This window comes from Nocardiopsis sp. CC223A (assembly GCF_030766825.1).
GTDB lineage: Bacteria > Actinomycetota > Actinomycetes > Streptosporangiales > Streptosporangiaceae > Nocardiopsis.
The window spans coordinates 30,011-51,805 of sequence record NZ_JASFDV010000047.1 but is presented as its reverse complement, the minus strand read 5'-3'; the positions used below and the strand labels follow the sequence as shown (position 1 = coordinate 51,805).

Sequence of the window (21,795 nt, the reverse complement as noted above, 5' to 3'; positions counted from 1 at the left end):
GGCGGCCGCGGGCGGCAGCCGCAGGCCGGGCACGGTCCAGGTGTGGAACGCGGCGGGCTCCCCGGAGGCCTCCGTGGACCGGTCCGGCGCGGCCGTCGTCCCGGGCAGCCGCAGCTCCAGCACGGTCGGCTCGCCGTCCGCCAGGGAGCGCAGCTCCCGGTGCCCGAGTGCGAACGGGTGCGGCCGCCCCCCGGCCCGCCCGGTGCCGGGGGCCTCGCCCTCGCCCCACACCACCAGCGCGTCCCGATCCCACACCCCGTGCAGCACCCGCATCCGTCCCCCCGTTCGCATCGCGCCCCCAGTATCCCCACCCCCACCGACACCCCGCCTCGGGCCGCCGGAGCGCGCGCAGGGCCCCGGCGGGTGCCGGGGCCCTGCGCGCGGTACGGGAGCGGGTCAGAGGCGCTCGGGGACCTCGTTGCCGACGGCGAGGATGCCCTCGCGCATGCGGGTGCGCCACAGCAGCACGCCGCCGATGATGAAGAACAGGATCAGCGACACCACCGCCACCCGGTAGCCGCCGGTCACCGACACCGCCACGGTCACCGCCAGCGACCCCAGGAACGTGGACCCCTTGTCGGAGATCTGGTAGAGGCTGAAGTACTCGGCCTCCCGCCCCTTGGGGATGAGCTGCGAGAACAGCGACCGCGCCAGCGACTGGGTGCCGCCCAGCACCAGGCCGATGCCCACGCCCAGCGTGATGAACAGCGGCACGTTGCCCGCGGGCAGGAAGTACGCGGCCGACACCAGCCCGCCCCAGATCACCAGGGTCGCCAGGACCGTGTTCTTGGACCCCAGGTACCGGGCCGCCCAACCGGTGGCGAAGGCGCCGGCGAAGGCCACGAACTGGATGATGAGGATCGTCATGATCAGGACGTCCTGCTCCAGGCCCAGGTCCTGGCTGGCGAACGGGGCGGCGTAGCGGATGGCCGCCTGCACCCCGTCGTTGAAGAAGATGAACGCGAGCAGGAACAGGATGGTGTTCGGGTACTTGCGCATGTCCTTGAGCGTGCGCCCGAACTGCTTCAGCGACGCGCCCAGCCGGGGCGGCCCGCCGGTGGCCAGCGCCCCGTACCGGTTGCGCAGCGGCCGCAGCGACAGGATCGTGAAGCCCAGCCACCAGATGCCGCAGGAGGCGAACGCGATCCGGGCGGCGTCCCCGGCGCCGATGCCCAGCGCTTCGGCGTTGATCACCAGCACCAGGTGCGCCACCAGCAGCAGCGCCCCGCCCAGGTAGCCGATGCCCCACCCGGCCACCGACACCCGGTCGCGTTCGTCGGGGGTGGAGATCTCGGGCAGGAACGCGTTGTAGGCCACGATCGAGAAGCCGTACAGCAGGTTGGCCAGCAGGAACAGCACCGAGGCGGCCAGGTGGCCGTCTGTGGCGAAGTACAGGCCGAGGGTGGCGACCGACCCGCCGGACGCCGTCCAGAACAGCCACCGCTTCTTGTACTGCGAGTGGTCGAGCAGCGCCCCGAACATCGGCAGCAGCAGGATCTGGATGAGGATCGCGGCGGTGGTCAGCGCCGGGTAGAGCGCGTTGGGGTGCAGTCCGAACAGCCCCAGGGACAGGTTCGGGTCCAGGCAGGCCTCGGCGGTGTCGGCGCCCACCGAGGAGCAGGCCAGGCCGCTCAGGTAGGGGCCGATGAGCACGGTCACCACCGAGGTGATGAACACCGAGTTCGCCCAGTCGTACAGGTACCAGCCGCGCTGTTCGCGTCTGCGCTGGGCCGGGTCGGGGGAGGGGCCGGAGTGCTCGGCCGCCTCCGGGGAAGGGTCGGTCATGGTGGGGGTTTTCCTATCCGTTGTGCGCTCTGGCGACGCCGCCGCTCCAGCGGCCGCGGCGGATCAGCACCTCCCGCAGCGCGGTGGTGTTGTCGGTGACGATCCCGTCGACGCCCGCGTCGAGCAGGCGTTCCATCACCTCGGGTTCGTTGACGGTCCACACGTGGACCTGGATCCCGAGCCGGTGGGCGGTGCGGATCAGGTCGCGGCTCAGCACCGGGAACGAGCCCTGCCACATCGGGATCTGCGCGCACAGCGGGGCCCGGGGGGCCAGCGGGCGCAGCACCGGGGACAGGGACGCCGCGCGCAGCCGGGCCACGTCGACCGGGCCGCAGGAGGTGGCGACCGGCTCGGGGAAGAGGGCGCGCGCCCGGTCCAGGCGCCGCTGGTCGAAGGAGCCCACGCAGACCCGGTCCCAGGCGCCGGTGCGGCGCAGCACGTCGATCAGGGGCGGGACGGCGCCGTCCGCCTTCAGGTCGATGTTGAACCTCGCGTGCGGCCAGCTCCCGAGCAGGTCCTCCAACAGGGGCACGGGTTCGCGTCCGCCGACCCGGGCGCGGGCGACCTCGCGGTAGGGGAGGTCGGCGATGGCGCCGCCCATGTCGGTGGTGCGGTCCAGGGTGTCGTCGTGGAACGCCATGAGGACGCCGTCGGCGGTGGCGTGCACGTCCGTCTCCAGGTACGTGTAGCCCAGGTCCACGGCGTGCTGGAAGGCGACGGCCGTGTTCTCCAGCTCGGTGCGGCGCACGCCCTGGTCGTCGGTGATCCACCCGCCCCGGTGGGCGAGGGCCAGCGGGACGGGGGAGGAAAGGTACGCGTGAGTCACCCAGGCAGTATGCCCTCTGGTCGCGGGCGGCGGGTCGGGCGGTGGCCGAACCGAAACCTGGTACGCCAGGTGGAGCAGGGCCGCACGAAGGGGCTCTATGGGGGGTTGTGACCGGATGTCGTCCCCTGGGAAGGGAAACGTTCATGTCCCACTCGCCCGATCGTCACCATGAGTCCCGCCGGACCTGCCCCCGACCGATCTGTTCCGGTGCGCAGGCCCCGCACGCCCGGCGCACCGCCGCGCCGTCCCCGGCGAACCCGTACCGCCCGGTGCGGACCCCGGCGCGCACCCCGCTGCGACGGGTGCCGCCGGGCCGCTGCCACGCCCCGCTGGAGGGGCACCGCACCCCGGGGGAGGTCCACCTGCTGGCCCAGCAGGTGGCAGAGGTCCTGGCGGGGCGGCGCACCCCCGAGGCCATGCGGGACCGGGTGGGGGTGGCGGTGCGCGAGGAGCTGCGGCGGCTGCGGGGCGCGCTGCCCTGCCGGTCGGCGCCCCGGCTGGAGCGGGTGTTCCACCAGAGGGCGGGCGAGGTCCTGGAGGCCAGCGCGGTGATCGCCTGTGACCTGCGGGCCCGGGTGTTCGCGTTCCGGGCCCAGCGCCGGGGCGGGGTGTGGGTCTGCACGGAGCTGGAGACCGACGGTTCGCTCCGCCGACCGATGTCGTGAACGCCCTGGATATTCCCTGGAATGCGCGGATAGGGTCCGTCAGGGGCGGGACCCGCCCCTGACGGACACGGCCGACCGCACCCCACGGTCGCGCCAGGAACGCGACGGACCCGAACGGCGATCCCGTCGCCCGACGAGCGAGGAGGGGCGCCCCCGGGCCCCGCGCCGGTGGCGCCGACACCTGTATGAAACCCACTGACATCGTTCACCTGCACACCGTCGGCGCGCCGACCCTGTCCCCCGACGGTTCGCGCGCGGTGTTCTGCGTGGTCCGCCCCGACCTGGAGGAGGACGCCTACCTCGGGTCGCTGTGGTCGGTGCCCACCGACGGGTCGGCCGCGCCGACCAGGCTGACCCGCGGCGACCGGGACCGGTCGCCGGTGTTCTCCCCCGACGGCCGCTGGATCGCGTTCCTGCGCCCGGACGAGGACAAGCGGCCGCAGATCCACGTCCTGCCCGCCGACGGCGGCGAGGCCTGGAAGGTCTCCGCGCACCCGCTGGGCGCGGGGGCCCCGGTGTGGAGCCCGGACTCGACCCGGGTGGCGTACACGGCGCGGATCCCCGAGGAGAAGCGCTACGTGGACGGTGAGCCGGGCAAGGAGCCGCCGCGCCGGATCACCGGCCTCAAGTACAGGTTGGACGGGCTGGGCTACCTCACCGACCGGCCCGCGCACGTGTTCGTGTCGGCACCGATCGACCCGGCCGCGGAGGCGGGGGAGCCGGTGCAGGTCACCGAGGGCGGTTTCGACCACTCCGGGGTGGCCTGGCGTCCGGACGGCGGCGAGCTGGTGTTCTCCGCGGCCCGCCACGAGACCCGCGACACCGACCTGGTGGAGGACCTGTGGGCGGTGGCCCCGGAGGCCGGGGCCGAGCCGCGGCGGGTCACGGACGGGACCCTGGGCGCCGGGGCGCCGGTGTACTCCGCGGACGGGGCGACGGTGTTCTTCCTCGGCGACCGGCTGGGCGAGGACCTGAGGGACTTCGTCGGCCGGACCACGGCGGTGTGGTCGGTGCCGGCGGACGGCTCGGCCGCCCCGACCCGGCTCACCCCGGAGGAGGACCCGCGTTTCACCGGGTCCCTGGCGGTGACGGAGGAGGGCGTGCTGGCCACCGCCGAACGGCGCGGTGCGGTCGACCTGCTGCTGGTGCCGTTCGGGGGCGGGGAGCCCGTGGCGGTGCTCGCCGACAAGGTGCAGGTGCAGGCGTTCGACACGGCGGCCGGGGTGACCGTGGCCGCGGTGGCCGACGGGCGCAGCAGCGGTGAACTGGTGGCGGTGGAGCCGGCGGGCGCGCGTGCGCTGACGTCACTGGCCTCCGGTGCGGACCCGCTGCCGATGACGGAGCTGGTGGCGCACACCGCCGACGGCCACCCGGTGCACGGGTGGGTGGCGGTCCCCGAGGGCGAGGGCCCGCACCCGGTGCTGCTGATGATCCACGGCGGGCCCTTCTCGCTCTACGGCCACCAGGTCTTCGACGAGACGCAGGTGTACGCGGCCGCCGGGTACGCGGTGGTGCTGTGCAACCCGCGCGGTTCCTCCGGGTACGGGCAGGAGCACGGCCGGGCGATCATCGGCGCGGTGGGCGAGGTGAGCGCCACCGACCTGCTGGCGTTCCTGGACGAGGCGCTGAAGGACGAGCGGCTGGACGCCTCCCGGGTGGGGGTGCTGGGCGGTTCGCACGGCGGGTTCATGACCACGTGGATGGCGGGCCACCACGGCGACCGGTTCCGGGCGGCGATCAGCGAGCGGGCGGTCAACGCCATCGACAGCTTCAGCGGCTCCTCCGACATCGGGTCGCTGTTCCCCGAGCCGCTGTACGGGCCGCCGGAGAGCTGGGCGAAGCAGAGCCCGCTCACGTACGCGGACCGGATCGACATCCCGGTGCTGATCATCCACTCGGAGGAGGACTGGCGGTGCCCGGTGGAGCAGGCCCAGCGCCTGTTCGTGGCGTTGAAGGCGCGCGGGGCCGAGACGGAGATGCTGCTGTTCCCGGGTGAGGGGCACGAGCTGTCGCGGTCGGGGCTGCCCAGCCACCGGGTGGCGCGGTTCGAGGCGATCCTGGAGTGGTGGTCGCGTCACCTGTGACGGGTGGGGCGGGGGAGGGGCACCTCCCCCGCCCGCGGTTCGCATGATGCACATCACATTTTCGGTGGCTTTGACCTTGTTTTGGTGCTCTTCGGTCGGGCAGAAACCTGTGCCGTTCTCGCGTATCGGTGGGCCTTGCCGCATCCGTGGAGCAACCCCGCAGGTCGGAAGGTTGCCCAAGGAAAAGTAACGAAAGGGTCGCGTTCGGTCCAGGGGGTGGATTACTGTTCCCTCAGACCGGGTCGCCCCCGTGAGTCGCCACCAGGGCGACGGCGCCCGGTGCCGCCGCACTCCGCTCGCTCCGAGTCCTTTTCCCAGGAGCGGAGGCCGCCGCAGAACGCCCGGCGCCCGCGCGATCCCTCGCGCCCCCGCCGCCGGGACCCCCTCGCTCCCGCATCCCCTGCGCGTCCCTTCGGCGTGCCCTCGGGATGTCCTGCGCCGGTAGGCGGGTGTGGGAGGAAGGCAGTCGGTCCCTTGACTCGCAACCCTGTCACCGGTGGTGCCCGCCGCCGTTTCACGACGGTCGGCTTCGCCGCGCTGGGCGCGGTCGTGCTCTCGTCCGGCGTCGCCGCCGCCGAGCCGACCGAGGAGGAGGCCCAGGAACGGTACGAGCAGCTCCAGGAGGAGCTGTCGGGGCTCAACGAGACCTTCAACCGGGCCGAGGAGGACCACGAGGCGGCCCAGGCCGAGCTCCAGGAACTCCAGGAGCGCTTGGCCGAGGCCGAGGACGAGCTGGAGGAGATGTCCGGCGAGGTCGCCGGGATCGCCCAGGTCGCCTACACCGGTTCGCCCTACAGCATGTTCACCGTGCTGTTCGGTGGCGTCCCCGACGCCGCGCTACAGAACGTCGCCGACCTGGACTACCTCTCCGAGGGCCAGCGGGACGTGCTGTCCGGGTACATCGAGGAGGTCGAGCACAGCGAGCGGCTGCACGCGGAGGCCGCCGAGACCGAGGAGAAGGCCGCCGAGGCCCTCAAGGAGGCCGAGACCGCCCAGGAGGGCGGCGAGGAGGCCCTGGAGGAGCAGGCCGAGGTGCTGGAGGGCCTGGGCGGGGTGGACCCCACGTCGGTGGAGGTCGCCGACTCGGGCGGCGGTGCCGAGGTGGCCGCCTCCGGCGACGTGCAGGCGGTCCTGGACTTCGCCCGCGCCCAGATCGGCAAGCCCTACGTGTGGGGCGGTACCGGTCCCGACGGGTACGACTGCTCCGGCCTGGTGCAGGCCGCCTGGGCCCAGGCGGGGGTGAGCCTGCCGCGCACCACCTACGACCAGGTGAACGCCGGGACGCGGATCTCCCGCGACCAGGTGCAGCCGGGCGACCTGCTGTTCTTCTACAGCGAGTCGGCCCCCAGTCACGTGGGGATCTACTCCGGCAACGGGAAGATGATCCACGGCTCCAACCCCTCCAAGCCGCTGGAAGAGGTGTCCCTGGCCGCGTACTGGGACGGTGTGTTCACGGGCGCGGTCCGGGTCGGCTGACCGGGCGCGTATCCTTTCGCGCCAAGGCGTCTTCTGCTCAAGGCCGCCGCCGGCGCCACGGTCGCGCCGGTGCCCTCGTGGGTGCCGGCGCTGCCGGCGGGCCCGCCGGGGCGGCCGCCGACGATCTCGCCGGTGGTCGGTCCGGCGGCGCCGGGCGCGGCGATGCTCCGGGGGCGGCGGCGCCACCGGGACCCCTCTCCGGACCCCGGGAACGCGCGCGGGCGCCCCGCGGTCATCGGTGACCGCGGGGCGCCTCGTGTGTTCACGGGCCTTTCCGTGTCGATCCGGGGAGGTCGGATTGGACGGAGGACACCGGGGCAAGGCTCCTCACGGTGACGCGAAACAGGGCTATAGTGACTCTGTGTCACTGAATAAACACGTAGGGTCTCATGTTGACGGGGTCTCGCACCGCGGACGGGTCGAGCGGGTCCTCACCCGTGTCTTCCGCAACGACTGGAGCGCACTGACGCCCCCCGACATCGGCGCGTGGACCCCCGACCTGAGCGTCAGCGTCGTCATCCCGGCGCGTGGCGGCCAGGACCGGCTCGACCTGACCCTGGCCGCCCTGGCCGGACAGACCTACCCCGAGCACCTGGTGGAGGTCCTGGTCGTCGACGACCACTCCCGCCCACCCCTGCGCCTGCCCGAGCTGCGCCCCCGCCGGTGCCGCGTCCTCACCGTGCCCGACGGCACCTGGGGGGCCGGGTACGCCCGCGCGTACGGCGCCCACGCCGGGACCGGCGACATCCTGGTGTGGCTGGACGCCGACACGGTCGTGGGCCGGGAGTTCATCGAGGCCCAGGCCCGCTGGCACCACGTGCACGCCGAGGCCGTCACCCTGGGACGGGTGGCCTTCGCGGACTCCGCCCCCGACAGCCCCGCCGAACTGCTGGCCCAGGTGCGCGCCGACACCCTGGGCGAGGAGCTGGCCCCCGGGCGCCGCCACGAGTGGATCGAACGCGTCCTGGCCGACAGCGACGACCTGCGCGACGCCGACCACCTGGGCTTCCACGCCTACCTGGGGTCGGCGGCGGCCGTCCGGCGCAGCCTCTACGAGGCCGCCGGGGGCGTGGACCCCGACCTCGACCTGGGCCAGGACACCGAGTTCGGCTACCGGCTGTGGCAGGCCGGTGCGGTCCTGATCCCCGAACCCGCCGCCACCGCCTGGCACGTGGGTCCGGCGGGCACCGCCCGCACCCGGTTGCCCTCCCAGCGGTTCCGCACCGAGGTCCTGGCCGAGCTGATGCCGCACCCGCACGCCTACCGCGAACGCGTACCCGCCCACCGGCGGCGCGTCCCGCTGGTGCACGCCGTGGTCGACGTGTCCGGGGCGCCCTACGACCTGGTCCGCGGCTGTGTGGAGCGGCTGCTCGACAGCGCCGAGACCGACCTGGCCCTGACCCTGGTCGCCGACTGGGAGGGCGCGGACGCCGCCCCCGGGTCCCCGGTCGGACCGCACCTGGACCTGCGCCTGATCCAGGCCAACTACCTGCGCGACCCCCGCGTCTCGTTCGCGTCCCGGGCGCCGCGCACCGGCTTCCCCTCGCCGTTCCTGCTCCAGGTCCCGGTGTCCTGGGGGCTGGGCCAGGTGGCCCTGTCGCGCCTGCTCGCCGGGGCCGAGCGCTCCCGCGCCGGGCTCACCGAGCTGTACCCGGCGGCCTCACCGACCCGGGACGCCGGGGTGCGGCTGTGGCGGACCCGTGCCCTGGCCCGGGCGCTGCGGGTGCAGGAGCAGGACGAGGACCTGGGGGACGTGGTGGCCGAGCTGCACGGCCGCTACCGCATCCACGCCGGGCAGGACACGCTCACCGACCTGTCGTTGTACCGGTCGGTGCCGCCTCCCCCGCGCCCGGTTCCGCGGGCCGAGCGCACCGGGGCCGCCGCGGTCCGGGACACCGGAACACCGGAGGACACCGGGGAGGACGGGGGCCGGCCGCGGGAGCGGCGGTCCGGGTGGCTCGCCCGCTGGCGCGAACGCCTGACCGGCCCGGCCCGGCGCCGCGGGCACGGGTGAGGTTCTCCGTCGGGGCCGACCGCGGCCGGGCAGATGGGGGAAGACACCGGCCCGAAGGCGGTCGGACCCCTCCGAAAACGCACGCCGACCCCGGTGTCACCACCGGACGCGACAGCGTGAGTACGTAAGGTATCCGATGCGGTGTGCGGAACGGGCGCGCCGCGGCACGGCGGGCCGGGCGGCGCCCCCGGGCGGACCCACGGGTCAGGACACGGCGTCGATGGACGTCAGCAGCTGCTCGCGCAGGGCGTCGTTGATCGGGGTGGACCCGGTCTCCGCGGAGACGGCCTCCTGCCCCTCCTCGCTGACGACGTAGCGCAGGAACGCCTTGACCCGCTCGGCCTCGTCGCCGTCGGCGTAGTCCAGGCACACGGCCTCGTAGCTGACCAGGACCAGCGGGTAGGCGCCCTCGGCGGTGGTGCCGTAGTCCAGGTCCAGGGCCAGGTCGTACTCGTTGGTGGCGTTCTCGCTGTGCGGGGAGTCGGACACGACCTGCGCGGCGGCCTCGGGGGAGATGTCCACGAAGGAGTCGCCCACGCCCACCGACACGGTGGACATGCCGTGCACGTGTGACATCTCCACGTACCCGATGGAGCCCTCGGCGCGCTTGACGGTGTCGGCGACGCCGCTGTTGCCCTGCGCCGACTCGCGCGGGGTGATCGGCCACTGCCCGCCGGCCTCGTGCGGCCAGCCGTCGGGGGCGGCCGTTTCCAGGTACCGGGTGAAGTTCTCGGTGGTGCCCGAGTCGTCGGCGCGGTTGACCGGGGTGATCTCCAGGTCGGGCAGGTCCGCGTCGGGGTTGTCCGCGGCGATCTCCGGGTCGTCCCAGCGGGTGATCCGCTGGTCGAAGATCTTCGCCAGGGTGTCCGGGCGCAGGTTGAGCGAGTCCACGCCCTCCAGGTTGAACACCACCGCGATGGCCACCGTGTAGGTGGGCAGGTTGACGGTGTCGGAACCGCCGCAGCGCTCCAGGGCGTCGGCGTTCTCCTCCTGGTCGATCGCCGCGTCGGTGCCCGCGAAGGTGACCGCGCCGTCGATGAACTGGTTGCGGCCGCCGCCCGAGCCGATGGAGTCGTAGTAGACGCGGGCGCCCTCGCAAGCCGACTGGTAGCCGGCGATCCAGGTCGTCATCGCGTTCTCCTGGGCGCTGGACCCCGCCCCGGACAGGCTGCCGGAGAAGCACTCCAGGTCGTCGGGGACGGCCGGGGGCGCGGCGTCGCGCACGGCGTCGTCGCTGCCGCAGGCGGTGGCCGCCAGCAGCAGCCCGGCGAGGGCGATGCCGGCCGCGGCGTGGGTCCGGGAGCGCTTGTTGGACGGGAGCACGACTTGCTTCTCACCCTTTCATCGGTGTCGGTGACCCCATGGTGTGCACCGACGCGTCGCCCGCCGTGGGCGTGTTGTGGCAGGTGTACGGAACACCGCCGAAGAATTTAACCATTGTGTCCGCGGTGTCCGGGACCGCCCCCGGCGGCGCCGGACACCGCGGCACGGACGTGCATGACACGCGGGGGAGCCGGGCAAGGGTAGTGGCGTGATGAGCACGCACCGCACCCCGACCGTCCCCGTGACGTCAACCTACCGTCTGCAACTGCGTCCGGAGTTCACCCTGGTCGACGCCGCCGGAGTGGTGGACCGGCTGGCGCGAACCGGGGTGGGCGCCCTGTACCTGTCGCCGGTCCTCCAGGCCGCCCCGGGATCGACGCACGGCTACGACGTGGTCGATCCCACACGGATCTCCGCCGAACTGGGCGGAGAGGAGGCGTTCGCCGCGCTGACCGCCAAGGCGCACGAGGCCGGCATGGCCGTGGTGGTGGACATCGTCCCCAACCACATGTCGGTGGCACGCCCCGACGCCAACCCCTGGTGGTGGGACGTGCTGGAGAAGGGCCGCGGGTCGGCGTACGCGCGGTGCTTCGACATCGACTTCGCCGCCGGCCCGATCCTCCTCCCCGTACTGGCCGACGACGGCGACGGCGGCCGAGCCGCCCTGGCCGACCTGCGCATCGTCGACGGCTGCCTGGCCTACCACGACAGGCGCCACCCCCTGGCCGAGGGCACGTACACACCCGGGGACGACCCCGGGACCGTCCACGAGCGCCAGCACTACCGCCTGGTGTCCTGGCGGCGCGGCGACGCCGAGCTCACCTACCGGCGGTTCTTCGACGTCAGCGAACTGGCCGCGGTGCGGGTGGAGGACCCCGGCGTGTTCGACGCCGTGCACGCCGAGATCCTGCGCCAGGCCGACCTGGGCCGCGTCGACGGGCTGCGCATCGACCACGTCGACGGGCTCACCGACCCCGGCGGGTACCTGCGCACCCTGGCCGCCCGCTTCCCCGGCTGGATCGTGGTGGAGAAGATCCTCGCCCCCGGCGAGGACCCGCCCCGGTCCTGGCCGGTGGCCGGCACCACCGGCTACGACGCGCTGCGGGTGACCGGCGGCGTGTTCGTCTCCCCGTCCGGGGAGGCCGACTTCACCACCCTGGCCGCCGACCAGGGGGTGGAGACGGACACGGCCGCGGTGGACGCCCACGCCCGCCGTGCCGCCGCCGCCGACCTGCTCGCCGCCGAGGTGCGCCGCATCACCGCCCTGGTGCCGCCCCGGCCGCCGTGCGACGGCCGCGCCCTGGACGCCGTGGCCTGGGAACGGCGCACCGACGCGGTCGTCGAGCTGCTGTGCGCGTTCGACGTGTACCGCTCCTACCTGCCCGAGGGGGAGGGCGCCTGGGCGCGGGCGGTGGAGACCGCCACCCGCCGCCGGCCCGACCTGGAACTGCACCTGGAGGCGATCGACGGACGGGTGCGCGCCGACCCGCGCGGCGAACCCGCCCGGCGCATCCAGCAGACCAGCGGCATGGTCGTGGCCATGGGCACCGAGAACACCGCGTTCTACCGGGCCACCCGGTTCACCGCCCTGAACGAGGTGGGCGGCGACCCGGCCGACTTCGCGATCGACCCGCGGGAGTTCCACGCCGACGCCGCCCGCCGCGAGGCCGCCGCCCCGCACACGATGACGGCCCTGTCCACCCACGACACGAAGCGCTCCGAGGACGTTCGCGCCCGTCTGGCGGCGCTGGCCGAGGTGTCGGAGGGGTTCACCGAAGCGGTGCGCCGCTGGACGGACCGGTGCGCCCTGCCCGAGCCGTCCCTGAACCTGCTGGGCTGGCAGACGCTGGTGGGCGCCTGGCCCATCGACGCCGACCGGCTCACCGAATACCTGCTCAAGGCGGCCCGCGAGGCCCGCCTGGGCACCTCCTGGACCGCGCCCGACCCCGACTTCGAGGACCGCGTCCGCGCCTGGCCCGGCCGGGTCCTGGACGACCGGTCCCTGCGGGGCGAGGTGCTGTCGGTGGTGGAGTCGGTCCGCGGGGCCGGGTGGTCCAACGCCCTGGGCCAGAAGGCCGTGCAACTGCTCGGCCCCGGCGTGCCCGACGTCTACCAGGGCACCGAACTGTGGGACCTGTCCCTGGTGGACCCCGACAACCGCCGCCCGGTCGACCACACACTGCGCGAGGAGCTGCTGGCCCGCCTGGAGGAGGGCTGGCTGCCGCCGGTGGACGGGTCCGGCGCGGCCAAACTCCACCTGGTGCGCACCTGCCTGCGCGCCCGCCGCGACCTGGACCCGCGCGGATACCTGCCGCTGGAGGCCTCCGGCCCGGCCGCCCGGCACGTGCTGGCCTTCGCCCGCACCTCGCGCGGCGCGACCCGCCCGGACCTGGCCGCGGTGGCGACCCGGCTGCCGCTCACCCTGGCCGACGCCGGGGGCTGGGCGGACACGGTGCTGCCGCTGCCCTCGGGCCCGGGGGTGTGGCGCGACCTGCTCACCGGGCGCGAGTTCGCACCGACCGGCCCCGACGGGCTCACCGCGCCGCTCCAGGCCGACCTGCTGGACCGCTACCCGGTCGCGGTGCTGCACCGCTCGTGACCGGGCCCGGGGCGGGGCGCCGGTAGGCTTGCGGACGATCATGACGAGCACGAACACCGCCGGCGGCCCGCGGCCGCGCATGCCCGAGACCGCGTTCACAGCCCTGGCCTGCCCGGCCTGCGCGCTGGGGCTGACCGCCACCGGGCGGGGGGTGGAGTGCGGGGCCGGGCACGTGTTCAACGTGGCCCGCGAGGGGTACGTCAGCCTGCTCACCGGCGCCACCCCGCCCGGGACCGGCGACGACAAGGCGATGGTCGCCGACCGGACGCGGTTCCAGCAGGCCGGGCACTACGCGCCCATCGGCGACGCCCTGGCCCGGACCGTGGCCCGCGAGGCCGCCGACGCCCCGTTCGTCGTGGACGTGGGCGGCGGCACCGGCCACTACCTGGCGCACGTGCTGGAGGAGGTCCCCGGCGCGGTCGGGCTGACCGTGGACGTGTCCAAGTTCGCCGCCCGCCGCGCCGCCAGGGCCCACCCGCGGGCCGGCGCGGTCACCGCCGACGCCTGGCGCGGCCTGCCGCTGCGCGACGGCACCGCCGACGTCCTGCTCAACGTGTTCGCCCCGCGCAACGCCGCGGAGTTCGCCCGCGTGCTGGCCCCGGGCGGGCTCCTGGTGGTGGTCGTGCCCGAGGGCGACCACCTGGCCGAACTGCGCGCCCCGCTGGGGCTGCTGTCGGTGGACCCGCGCAAGGACGAGCGCCTGGAGAAGGGCCTGCACGGGCACTTCGAGCCCGTCGGCGTCGAACCGCTCCGGTTCACCATGGCGCTCACGCACGAGGACGCGGCCACCGTCGTGGGCATGGGCCCCAGCGCCCGCCACCTCGACCCCGCCGAACTCGCCGACCGGATCGCCGCCCTGCCCGAACCGGTCGCGGTGACCGCCTCGGTACGCCTGCACCTGTACCGGCCGAACCGAAGTCCGTGTGTCGCGCGGGTGGCCCGCCCCGCCTTCGGGTAGGCAGTTGTCCGTGAACGAATCGGAGATCTCGACCTTCGGGTCCCCCACACCGGGACTGGGCGTGGACGGCGACTTCGCGGTGTGGGCGCCGCACCGCGACCGGGTGCGGCTGCGCCTGGGCGCGGCCGGGGACCCCGCACCCCGGGTGGTGGACATGGAGCGCGGCCCCGACGGGTGGTGGCGCGCCCGGGTCGACACGGCCGGGCCCGGCACCGACTACGCCTACCTGCTGGACGAGGACCCCCTCCCGCTGCCGGACCCGCGCTCCCTGCACCAGCCCGACGGGGTGCACGCCCCCAGCCGGGTGTACGACCACGAGGCGTTCGCCTGGGAGTCCGAATGGACCGGGCGGCCCCTGGCGGGCGCGGTGGTCTACGAGATGCACGTCGGCACCTTCACGCCCGAGGGCACCCTGAAGTCGGCGATCGGCCGGCTGGACCACCTGGTCGGCCTCGGGGTCACCCACGTGGAGGTGATGCCGGTCAACGCCTTCGACGGCACCCACGGCTGGGGCTACGACGGGGTGCTCTGGTACGCCGTGCACGAACCCTACGGCGGCCCCGACGCGCTCAAGGAGTTCGTGGACGCCTGCCACGGCCGGGGGCTGGCCGTGCTGCTGGACGTGGTCCACAACCACCTCGGGCCCTCGGGCGCCTACCTGCCCCGGTTCGGCCCCTACTTCTCCGGCGAGAACGCCTGGGGCCCCTCCCTCAACCTCGACGGCCCCGACTCCGACCCGGTGCGCCGCCACGTCGTCGACAACGCCCTGGGGTGGCTGCGCCACTACCGCCTGGACGGGTTGCGGCTGGACGCCGTGCACGCCCTGCGCGACGACCGGGCGGTGCCGATCCTGGAGGAGCTGTCCGCCGAGGTGGACGCGCTGGCCACCGGCCTGGGGCGGCCGCTGTCACTGATCGCCGAGTCCGACCGCAACGACCCGCGCACGGTGCTGCCGCGGGAGGCGGGCGGGACCGGGATGACCGCCCAGTGGTCCGACGACCTGCACCACGCGCTGCACGTGGCGCTCACCGGCGAGACCCACGGCTACTACGCCGATTTCGCCGGGCCCGAGGTGCTGCCCGCCGTGCTGACCGGCGTGTTCCGGCACGCCGGGACGTACTCGTCGTTCCGCGGCCGCACCCACGGGCGGCCGGTGGACACCGCGCGCGTGCCCGGGTACCGGTTCCTGGGGTACCTGTCCACGCACGACCAGGTCGGCAACCGGGCCCGCGGCGACCGCATGGGCGAGCACGTGTCCCCGGGGCTGCTGGTGTGCGGGGCGGCGCTGCTGCTGTGCTCGCCGTACACGCCGATGATCTTCATGGGGGAGGAGTGGGCGGCCACCACCCCCTGGCCGTTCTTCGCGTCCTTCACCGACCCCGACCTGGTGGCGGGGGTGCGCAACGGGCGGCGGCGGGAGTTCGCCGCCCTGGGGTGGGACACCGCGCAGATCCCCGACCCGATGGACCCGGCCACCCGGGACGGGGCGGTGCTGGACTGGTCCCAGCCCGGCCGGGAACCGCACGCCCCGGTCCTGGAGACCTACCGCGCGCTCATCGCGCTGCGCCGGGCCGAGCCGGAGCTGTCCGACCCGCGGCTGGACCGGTTCGAGGTGGTGGCCGCCGGGGACGGGCGGTGCCTGGTGCTGGTGCGCGGAACGCTGCGGGTGGTGTGCAACCTGGACGCCGGGCCTGTCGAGGTGGGGCTGGACGCCGTCCCGCACGAGCTGCTGCTGGCCAACGGGATGCCGGAGGTCGACGGGACGCGGGTGCGGGTGCCGGGTGAGTCCTTCGCGGTCCTGCGCCTGTGAGGGGCTTCAGTCGGGGATGCCGGTGAACTCCAGGCGTTCGTCGTGGTGCTCGATCGCCACGAGCAGTTCCCCGGTGTCCCCGGGGACCGGGCACTCCATGGCGAAGGTGTGGGTGCCCGCCTCCGCCTCACCGAGCCCGTCGCCGGTGGCGGCCGCCACCCGGCCCCCACCGGCGTCGCAGGTGACGGTCATGTTCCCCATGCCGAAGACCCTGCCCAGTTCGGGGATCTCCACGGTGAGGGTGAAGCCCACGGTGCCCGGCGCGGTGGCGGCGACGTCGCCGACGGTGTACAGCACGTCGGCGGTGCCGTCGAACTCGTGCTCGTAGGCGCCGACCGGGAAGGGCACGGCGACGGATTCACCGAAGGGAGTGCCCGTCGGCTCCGGCGCGGAGGAGGGGTCCGTGGCCGGGGGTGAGGAGGGCTCCGCCGCGGAGGGGGAGGGGGAGGGCTCATGCGTGGAGGGAGAGGCCGTCGCGGTGCCGGAACCGGGTTCCGCGGGGACGATCTCGACCCCCGGTTCGGGCGCGGAACAGGCGGCCAGGGTGGCGATCGGCGCCAGCAGGGCGGCGCGCAGGGGGAGGCTTCGCATGAATGGCACTGTAGTGCCCGCCCCGGGACCGGCGGGGCGGGCCGCTCCCACCTGCGGCCGCTCCCGCCGCCACCAGCCCCGACGACTCATCGACCTGTTCATATTCATACCTGAAGACGTTGCGCCGACCGGGGCGTCGCGCTGCTCGACCGGCTGCGTTCGCGCGAGGCCGGGGCGGTGTCCCGGTGTGCATCGGAAACCCCGGCCGAGGGGTGGCGCGCCACGGCGGGGGGTCACGTCCCCGGGAGTGGTGTGATTTTCGCGCGGGTGCGTCCTTGCGGGTCATCGCGATGGTCGGCCGAAGCCGGGCAGGCCAGCGCGTACCGGCGGCCCGCCGGCCGGGATGAAGAAGCCGCCGGAGGCGGCGGTGCGCCGATCCGCCCGGCACCGCTGACGCGCATCCGTGGGAACAGGGCCGGAAAAGTCACACCACTCGGTGGGACACCATCCGGCGGGGCGCCCGGACGGTGGAGCGGCCGCCGCCGGCGGCCCCTGAACCGGTGAGCTCGGCCGAAGCAGCGCACAGGTGGCCTGATCTGCCACTGTTCCCCGGAGATCCATAGAAATCCCAATATCGTCATCAAATTAACTATTAGTAATCACATGCACCTGGGAAGTAGCTTCGGTCCGTCGCCGCACCGGCGATCCGTGCGCACCGTGTCAGGGTTCGCAGGTCGTCAGGGTGCGACGGCACCGGCATGACCACGACGACGACCTGGGAGAGGCACACCATGTCCAAGATCCTCTTTGTGATGACCGGCGTTGACCACTGGACGCTGGCCGACGGTACCCGGCACCCCACCGGCTTCTGGGCCGAGGAGGCCGTCATCCCCTATGAGGCGTTCACGGCCGCCGGGCACCGGATCATCGTCGCCACCCCCGGTGGGGTCGTCCCCGCCGTGGACCGCGCCAGCCTGACGCCTGAGGCCAACGGCGGACAGGAGGGCGCCGACCGGATGAGCGCCGCTCTGGAGGCCATGGCCGAGCTCCGGCACCCGGTCGAGCTGGAGGAGGTGGACCTGTCCGACTACGACGCGGTCTACTACCCCGGCGGCCACGGCCCCATGGAGGACCTCGCCGTCAACACCGAATCCGGGGCACTGCTGACCCGGGCGCTGGAGAGCGGGATGCCGCTCGGTGTGGTCTGCCACGGCCCGGCCGCCCTGCTGGCCGCCACCGGAGCCGACGGCACCAACACGTTCGCCGGATACCGGGTGGCCGCGTTCACCAACGAGGAGGAGACCCGGGGCGGGCTCGCCGACAAGGCCGAGTGGCTGCTCCAGGACCGCCTGAACGCCGAGGGCGTGCTGGTGCAGGAGGGCCCGGCCTGGGCGCCCAACGTGGTCACCGACCGCAACCTGGTCACCGGGCAGAACCCGGCCTCCTCCGCCCCGGTCGCCGACGAACTGCTCAAGCAGCTGGTCTGAGCCGTGGGGCCGCACCGGCCCTCCCAGGTCCCCGACGCCGCCTGGACCTGCCCGACCGGGTACGGTGCGCGGCGTACCACGACGGACGGCATCGCCTCGACCACGGGTACCTCCCGGTCGCCGGTCCACCGGTACGTACGCAGCGAGGACGACGCATTCCGCCTCCCGGCCGAACGCCTGCACCAGGAGGCGCTCGACCCGGCTCGGCCGGGCGCCACCGGCGTCGAGCGCGTGCGGGGCGTTCCGGCCGCCGGGCTCGATCCTGTGCTCGGTGCCGGTGGTGCTGCGCCGCACACCTCCGGACTCCTGGACGACGAGGACCGCCTCTTCGGGCGGATCCGCGGCTCGTTCACCGAGTCCCCGCACGGTCTGGTCGCCGGAGCGGGGACCTCTGCGGGGACCACCCCGCAGGGGCGGTCCGCATGTGCCCGGCCCCGGTACCGCGCCCGTAGGAGCGGCACCGGGGCCGATCCCGTGGTACCTCCTGCCGACGGATCTCCTGGAACCGGTCGAGTGAGATGCGTCAATCGTTACATCCTGGACTAGTCATGGATGCGACTAATCAACATGATCTATGGTGGGGCCATGGCTCTGCGCAACGCGGTGATGGCCGCGCTCCTCGAAGGCGAGGCCTCCGGATACGACCTGGCCAAGGGCTTCGACGCCTCGGTGGCCAACTTCTGGATGGCCACCCCCCAGCAGCTCTACCGGGAGCTGGAGAGGATGGAGGCGGAGGGCCTGGTCCGCGCTCATGTCGTGCACCAGGAAAAGCGTCCGAACAAGCGGCTGTTCTCCCTCACCGACGCCGGGTACCGCGCCCTGCACGCGTTCACCGCCGCCCCGCCGCGCCCCGGCGCGATCCGCGAGGAGCTGATGGTCCAGGTGCAGGCCCTGGACGTCGGTGACACTGAGGCGGTTCGTGCCTCGGTCGCCGAGCGCGTGGAATGGTCCCGGGCCAAGGTCGCCCGCTACGAGCGGCTACGCGACCGGCTCCTCCGGGGGCAGACGGAGGAGGAGTACCTCGCCCGCGCCGAGCGGGTCGGCCCCTACCTCACTCTTCTGCGAGGGCTGGAGTTCGAGCGGGAGAACGTGCGCTGGGGCGAGCGGGTGCTGGCCGTGCTCGCCCGCCGCGCCACAGCCGAGGCGGACCGGGGCTGAGCCGGGGTGGGGTACCCGAGATACGTGGCGGTCGGCGACAGCCGCCCCGAGGGCGTGCGGGAGATCGTGAGCCACGACGGCCGCGACCACGCTTTCGTCTTCACGGCGAAGGTCGGCGACAAGGAGGTCAACGGCTGCGACTTCCTGCACTTCGACGAGGACGGCCGGATCGACGACTTCACGGTGATGGTCCGCCCGCTGTCGGCGGCCCAGGCCCTGGCCCAGGCCATGGGCGCGCAGTTCGATCGCATCCGGCAGGAGGCGATGGGCGGATGAGCGACTTCGACGCGATCGTCATCGGCGCGGGCAACGCGGGCCTCACGGCCGCGGCCACCCTCCAGCGCGCCGGGGCGCGGACCCTGCTGGTGGAGCGCCACAACGTCCCCGGCGGGTGCGGGACCTCGTTCCGGCGCGGCCGGTTCGAGTTCGAGGTGGCTCTGCACCAGCTGTCCGGGGTCGGGGTGGAGGGGCAGGCCTTCTCGCTGCGCGGCCTGTTCGAGAAGCTGGGTGTGGCCGACCGCCTGGAGTTCGTCCAGGAGCACGACCTGTACCGGGCCGTGGTCCCGGGCCGCCACGACGTGGTCCTGCCCGCGGACTGGGACGGTGCGACCGACGCCCTGGAGTCGGCCTTCCCCGGGAACCGCGACCGGATCGCCCGGTTCTTCCAGCTGCTGAAGGACGTCACGTTCTGGCAGGTCGCCGCGATGCGCGGGATGCCGCGCGAGGAGATCGACCCCGTGCTGTTCCGGTACGGCCTGCGCTCGCTCAAGGAGGTCCTGGACGAGCACTTCGACGACGACGGGCTCAAGAACGTGCTGGGCCTGTACTGGACCTACCTCGGCCAGCCGCCGTCCGCGCTGCGCTTCCAGGATTTGGCGCTGACCCTGTTCGCCTACTTCGAGTTCAAGCCGTGGCACGTGCGGGGCGGCTCCCAGGCCATGTCGAGCGCGATCCTGGACTCGTTCCTGGAGGCGGGGGGAACGGTCCGCTTCAACACCGCGGTGGAGAAGATCCCGACCCGCGGTGGGAAGGTGATCGGCGTCCGGCTGGACGACGGCGAGGAGGTGACGGCCGAGGACGTGGTCTCCAACGCCTCCCTGCCGGTGACCTACGGGATGCTCGACCCCGGCGAGGTCCCCGCCGCGGTTCGCAACGACCTGGCGACCCGGAAGCTGGGGGTTTCGGGGTTCGTTCTGCACATGGGCCTGAACGCGACTCCGGCCGAGCTCGGTTTCACCACCAGTACGAGTTTCATCAACCTCGACACCGACGACGACCGCACCTACAACGGGTGGCGGTCGCTGTCCGAACCGGCGCGCGGCGTGTGCGTGTCCTCCTACGATGTCGCCCCGATCGGTTTCGCTCCTTCGGGTGCGACCCACGTCGGCCTGATGACCCTCCAGTACGGCGACGTGTGGGACAAGGTCGCCCCGGCCGACTACGCCCGGACCAAGTTCGCCTACGCCGAGACGCTGCTGGACGTGGCCGAGCACATGCTTCCGGGGATCCGCGACGCGATCGAGGAGGTCGACGTCGCCACCCCGCTGACGATGACGCGCTACCTCGGCCATCCCGGCGGTGCGATCTACGGCTACGACCAGGACGCCACCGAGGGCTGGCTGTTCCGCAACAGCGAGCGCGCCCCCATGGTCGACGGACTCCACCTGGCCGGTTCCTGGGCCGGGATCGGCGGTTTCCAGCCCACTCTCGAAGCCGGGGCCCGCGTGGCCCGTCGCCTGCTGCGGTCCAAGGCCGCCTGAGACACCCAAGGACCCCCACCATGAAGCATCCTCTCGCCGACCTCTTCGACGGAGCCGAGCAGATCCAGGCCGAGATCGACGCCCGCCCCGCCGACTCCACCGATCACCCGGCCCAGGCCCGCCGGGTGATCGACACCTACCACCCGCGCAGGCTGACACTGGACGTCACCGAGGTGATCGTGGAGACCGCGTCCACGAAGACCTTCCGGCTGCGCCGCCCCGAAGGCGGTGATCTGCCGCCGTTCCTGGCGGGCCAGTACGTGAACGTCTTCGCCGACGGCACCAGCCGCCCGTTCGCGATCTCCTCCGGTCCCGCCCGGCTCGATCACTACGACCTCACCGTGCGCCGCGTGCCCGGCGGCAGGGTCAGCAACCTCCTCATCGACACCCTCGCCGTCGGCGACACACTGACCACGACCGGGCCGATGGGGACGTTCCACCACAACCCGCTCTTCCACGGTGACAGCGTCGTCTTCCTCGCGGGCGGGTCCGGTATCGCTCCCGCGATGAGCATGGTCCGCGACATCATCGGCCACGGCCTGGACCGCCGCTTCCACCTCATCTACGGGTCCCGTGTCGTGGAGGACGTCATCTTCCGCGACGAGCTCACCGCGCTCGCCGCCGCCGACCCCCGCCTGCGGGTCGACCACGTCATCCTCGAACCCTCCGACGGTTGGGAGGGCCCCCGCGGTCTGCTCACCTCGGACACCATCGCCGCCCTCGCCGGTCCGCTCGACGGCCGCATGGTGTACGTGTGCGGCCCCCAGGCGCTCTACCCCTACGCCCTCCGGCAGCTCACCGGGCTCGGCCACCCGCGCCACCGCATCCGCTTCGAGGCCAACGGCGCCCCCGCCGACCCGGCGGCCCAGCCCCACTGGCCCGAGGACGCCGACCCGGCGGAGGAGGTCGGCGTCACCGTCGGCGGCACGAGTTTCCGCACCCCGCGCAACCGGCCCCTGTTGGACGCGCTCGAAGACCAGGGGATCCGGCCCGAGGCCGCGTGCCGGTCCGGCGAATGCAGCCTGTGCCGCGTCCGCGTCCTCAAGGGCCGGGTCCACAGTGCGGAAGAGGCCAGGCTCCGCCTCTCCGACGAACGTTCCGGCTACGTCCACTCCTGCGTCGCCTACCCCGTCACCGACGTGGAACTCGACCTCTAGGCCCCCGTGCCGCCGCCCGCAGGGCGGGCGGCGGCGTCACCCCCCGGCCCAGGGGAGCAGAAGGCCCGCCGTGCACGTCGAGATCCCATCCGCCGTCGCCCACCTCGCAGGCCGCGCCGCGGCCGCCCATCGGGACCGCCCCGCACTCCGCCACAGAGTGGA

Annotated in this window: 16 protein-coding genes and 1 pseudogene; 12 read left to right on the top strand and 5 right to left on the bottom strand. The window is 73.6% G+C overall.

Translation table 11 applies throughout. The features are described 5' to 3' along the window. From QJS33_RS18810 to QJS33_RS18800, 3 genes are all read right to left on the bottom strand, one after another. A partial coding sequence (locus tag QJS33_RS18810; protein ID WP_306369322.1) for a hypothetical protein occupies nt 1–291 on the bottom strand: 291 nt, incomplete at its 3' end. 105 nt (nt 292–396) lie between these two features. Further along, the gene (locus tag QJS33_RS18805; RefSeq protein WP_306369321.1) at nt 397–1,785 is read right to left on the bottom strand and encodes an MFS transporter; all 1,389 of its coding nucleotides are present in this window, start codon (nt 1,783–1,785) and stop codon (nt 397–399) included. 13 nt (nt 1,786–1,798) lie between these two features. Further along, the gene (locus QJS33_RS18800) at nt 1,799–2,611 is read right to left on the bottom strand and encodes a glycerophosphodiester phosphodiesterase (RefSeq protein ID WP_306369320.1); all 813 of its coding nucleotides are present in this window, start codon (nt 2,609–2,611) and stop codon (nt 1,799–1,801) included. Between the two features lie 143 nt (nt 2,612–2,754). On the opposite strand from QJS33_RS18800, the gene QJS33_RS18795 reads away from it, so the two are divergent. The 4 genes from QJS33_RS18795 (at nt 2,755) to QJS33_RS18780 (ending at nt 8,850) form a co-directional block, all read left to right on the top strand. Next, on the top strand, nt 2,755–3,276 hold the full coding sequence (locus tag QJS33_RS18795; RefSeq protein ID WP_306369319.1) for an Rv3235 family protein: 522 nt from the start codon (nt 2,755–2,757) through the stop codon (nt 3,274–3,276). A 185-nt stretch (nt 3,277–3,461) separates the two neighbouring features. After that, nucleotides 3,462–5,360: a S9 family peptidase gene (locus QJS33_RS18790; protein ID WP_306369318.1), complete on the top strand. Its 1,899-nt coding sequence runs from the start codon at nt 3,462–3,464 to the stop codon at nt 5,358–5,360. 474 nt (nt 5,361–5,834) lie between these two features. Beyond that, nucleotides 5,835–6,836 (top strand): C40 family peptidase, encoded by a 1,002-nt coding sequence (locus QJS33_RS18785; RefSeq protein WP_306369317.1) that lies wholly within the window; start codon nt 5,835–5,837, stop codon nt 6,834–6,836. A gap of 361 nt (nt 6,837–7,197) precedes the next feature. Then, nucleotides 7,198–8,850, top strand: coding sequence for a glycosyltransferase family 2 protein (locus QJS33_RS18780; RefSeq protein WP_306369316.1), 1,653 nt, complete (start codon nt 7,198–7,200; stop codon nt 8,848–8,850). A gap of 204 nt (nt 8,851–9,054) precedes the next feature. On the opposite strand, the gene pstS is transcribed toward QJS33_RS18780, so the two are convergent. Beyond that, nucleotides 9,055–10,173 (bottom strand): phosphate ABC transporter substrate-binding protein PstS, encoded by a 1,119-nt coding sequence (pstS, locus tag QJS33_RS18775; RefSeq protein WP_306369315.1) that lies wholly within the window; start codon nt 10,171–10,173, stop codon nt 9,055–9,057. A gap of 211 nt (nt 10,174–10,384) precedes the next feature. Here pstS and treY point away from each other — a divergent pair, with 211 nt between their 5' ends. The 3 genes from treY to treZ all read left to right on the top strand — a co-directional run bounded on the left by treY (nt 10,385) and on the right by treZ (nt 15,540). Then, nucleotides 10,385–12,772 (top strand): malto-oligosyltrehalose synthase, encoded by a 2,388-nt coding sequence (gene treY / locus QJS33_RS18770; RefSeq protein WP_306369314.1) that lies wholly within the window; start codon nt 10,385–10,387, stop codon nt 12,770–12,772. 79 nt (nt 12,773–12,851) lie between these two features. After that, the gene (locus QJS33_RS18765) at nt 12,852–13,730 is read left to right on the top strand and encodes a putative RNA methyltransferase (RefSeq protein WP_372339681.1); all 879 of its coding nucleotides are present in this window, start codon (nt 12,852–12,854) and stop codon (nt 13,728–13,730) included. 10 nt (nt 13,731–13,740) lie between these two features. Beyond that, a complete protein-coding gene (gene treZ, locus QJS33_RS18760; RefSeq protein ID WP_306369312.1) occupies nt 13,741–15,540 on the top strand; it encodes a malto-oligosyltrehalose trehalohydrolase in 1,800 nt (599 codons plus the stop codon). 6 nt (nt 15,541–15,546) lie between these two features. Here treZ and QJS33_RS18755 read toward each other — a convergent pair whose 3' ends face one another. Continuing rightward, nucleotides 15,547–16,131 (bottom strand): hypothetical protein, encoded by a 585-nt coding sequence (locus QJS33_RS18755; RefSeq protein WP_306369311.1) that lies wholly within the window; start codon nt 16,129–16,131, stop codon nt 15,547–15,549. A gap of 731 nt (nt 16,132–16,862) precedes the next feature. Here QJS33_RS18755 and QJS33_RS18750 point away from each other — a divergent pair. The 5 genes and pseudogenes from QJS33_RS18750 to QJS33_RS18730 all read left to right on the top strand — a co-directional run bounded on the left by QJS33_RS18750 (nt 16,863) and on the right by QJS33_RS18730 (nt 21,633). Continuing rightward, nucleotides 16,863–17,558 carry a type 1 glutamine amidotransferase domain-containing protein gene (locus tag QJS33_RS18750; protein WP_306369323.1) on the top strand — a complete coding sequence of 232 codons (696 nt, stop codon included), beginning with the start codon at nt 16,863–16,865 and terminating at the stop codon, nt 17,556–17,558. A gap of 585 nt (nt 17,559–18,143) precedes the next feature. Further along, nucleotides 18,144–18,716, top strand: a complete 573-nt coding sequence (locus QJS33_RS18745) for a PadR family transcriptional regulator (RefSeq protein ID WP_306369310.1) — start codon at nt 18,144–18,146, stop codon at nt 18,714–18,716. A gap of 54 nt (nt 18,717–18,770) precedes the next feature. Further along, nucleotides 18,771–18,992: pseudogene (locus QJS33_RS18740) on the top strand (nuclear transport factor 2 family protein); the annotation flags it as partial. Next, on the top strand, nt 18,989–20,476 hold the full coding sequence (locus tag QJS33_RS18735) for an NAD(P)/FAD-dependent oxidoreductase (RefSeq protein ID WP_306369309.1): 1,488 nt from the start codon (nt 18,989–18,991) through the stop codon (nt 20,474–20,476). The pseudogene QJS33_RS18740 and the gene QJS33_RS18735, both read left to right, overlap by 4 nt. Before the next feature lie 20 nt (nt 20,477–20,496). Next, nucleotides 20,497–21,633, top strand: a complete 1,137-nt coding sequence (locus QJS33_RS18730; RefSeq protein WP_306369308.1) for a 2Fe-2S iron-sulfur cluster-binding protein — start codon at nt 20,497–20,499, stop codon at nt 21,631–21,633. The last annotated feature ends 162 nt before the right edge of the window (nt 21,634–21,795 follow it).

What these genes read in the sequence shown, in the direction of transcription:
- QJS33_RS18750 (WP_306369323.1), top strand. Translation starts at nt 16,863, where the DNA reads ATGTCCAAGATCCTCTTTGTGATGACCGGCGTTGACCACTGGACGCTG.
- QJS33_RS18755 (WP_306369311.1), bottom strand. Translation starts at nt 16,131, where the DNA reads ATGCGAAGCCTCCCCCTGCGCGCCGCCCTGCTGGCGCCGATCGCCACC.
- QJS33_RS18730 (WP_306369308.1), top strand. Translation starts at nt 20,497, where the DNA reads ATGAAGCATCCTCTCGCCGACCTCTTCGACGGAGCCGAGCAGATCCAG.
- QJS33_RS18805 (WP_306369321.1), bottom strand. Translation starts at nt 1,785, where the DNA reads ATGACCGACCCTTCCCCGGAGGCGGCCGAGCACTCCGGCCCCTCCCCC.
- QJS33_RS18795 (WP_306369319.1), top strand. Translation starts at nt 2,755, where the DNA reads ATGTCCCACTCGCCCGATCGTCACCATGAGTCCCGCCGGACCTGCCCC.
- QJS33_RS18765 (WP_372339681.1), top strand. Translation starts at nt 12,852, where the DNA reads ATGCCCGAGACCGCGTTCACAGCCCTGGCCTGCCCGGCCTGCGCGCTG.
- QJS33_RS18735 (WP_306369309.1), top strand. Translation starts at nt 18,989, where the DNA reads ATGAGCGACTTCGACGCGATCGTCATCGGCGCGGGCAACGCGGGCCTC.
- treY (WP_306369314.1), top strand. Translation starts at nt 10,385, where the DNA reads ATGAGCACGCACCGCACCCCGACCGTCCCCGTGACGTCAACCTACCGT.
- QJS33_RS18745 (WP_306369310.1), top strand. Translation starts at nt 18,144, where the DNA reads ATGGCTCTGCGCAACGCGGTGATGGCCGCGCTCCTCGAAGGCGAGGCC.
- QJS33_RS18790 (WP_306369318.1), top strand. Translation starts at nt 3,462, where the DNA reads ATGAAACCCACTGACATCGTTCACCTGCACACCGTCGGCGCGCCGACC.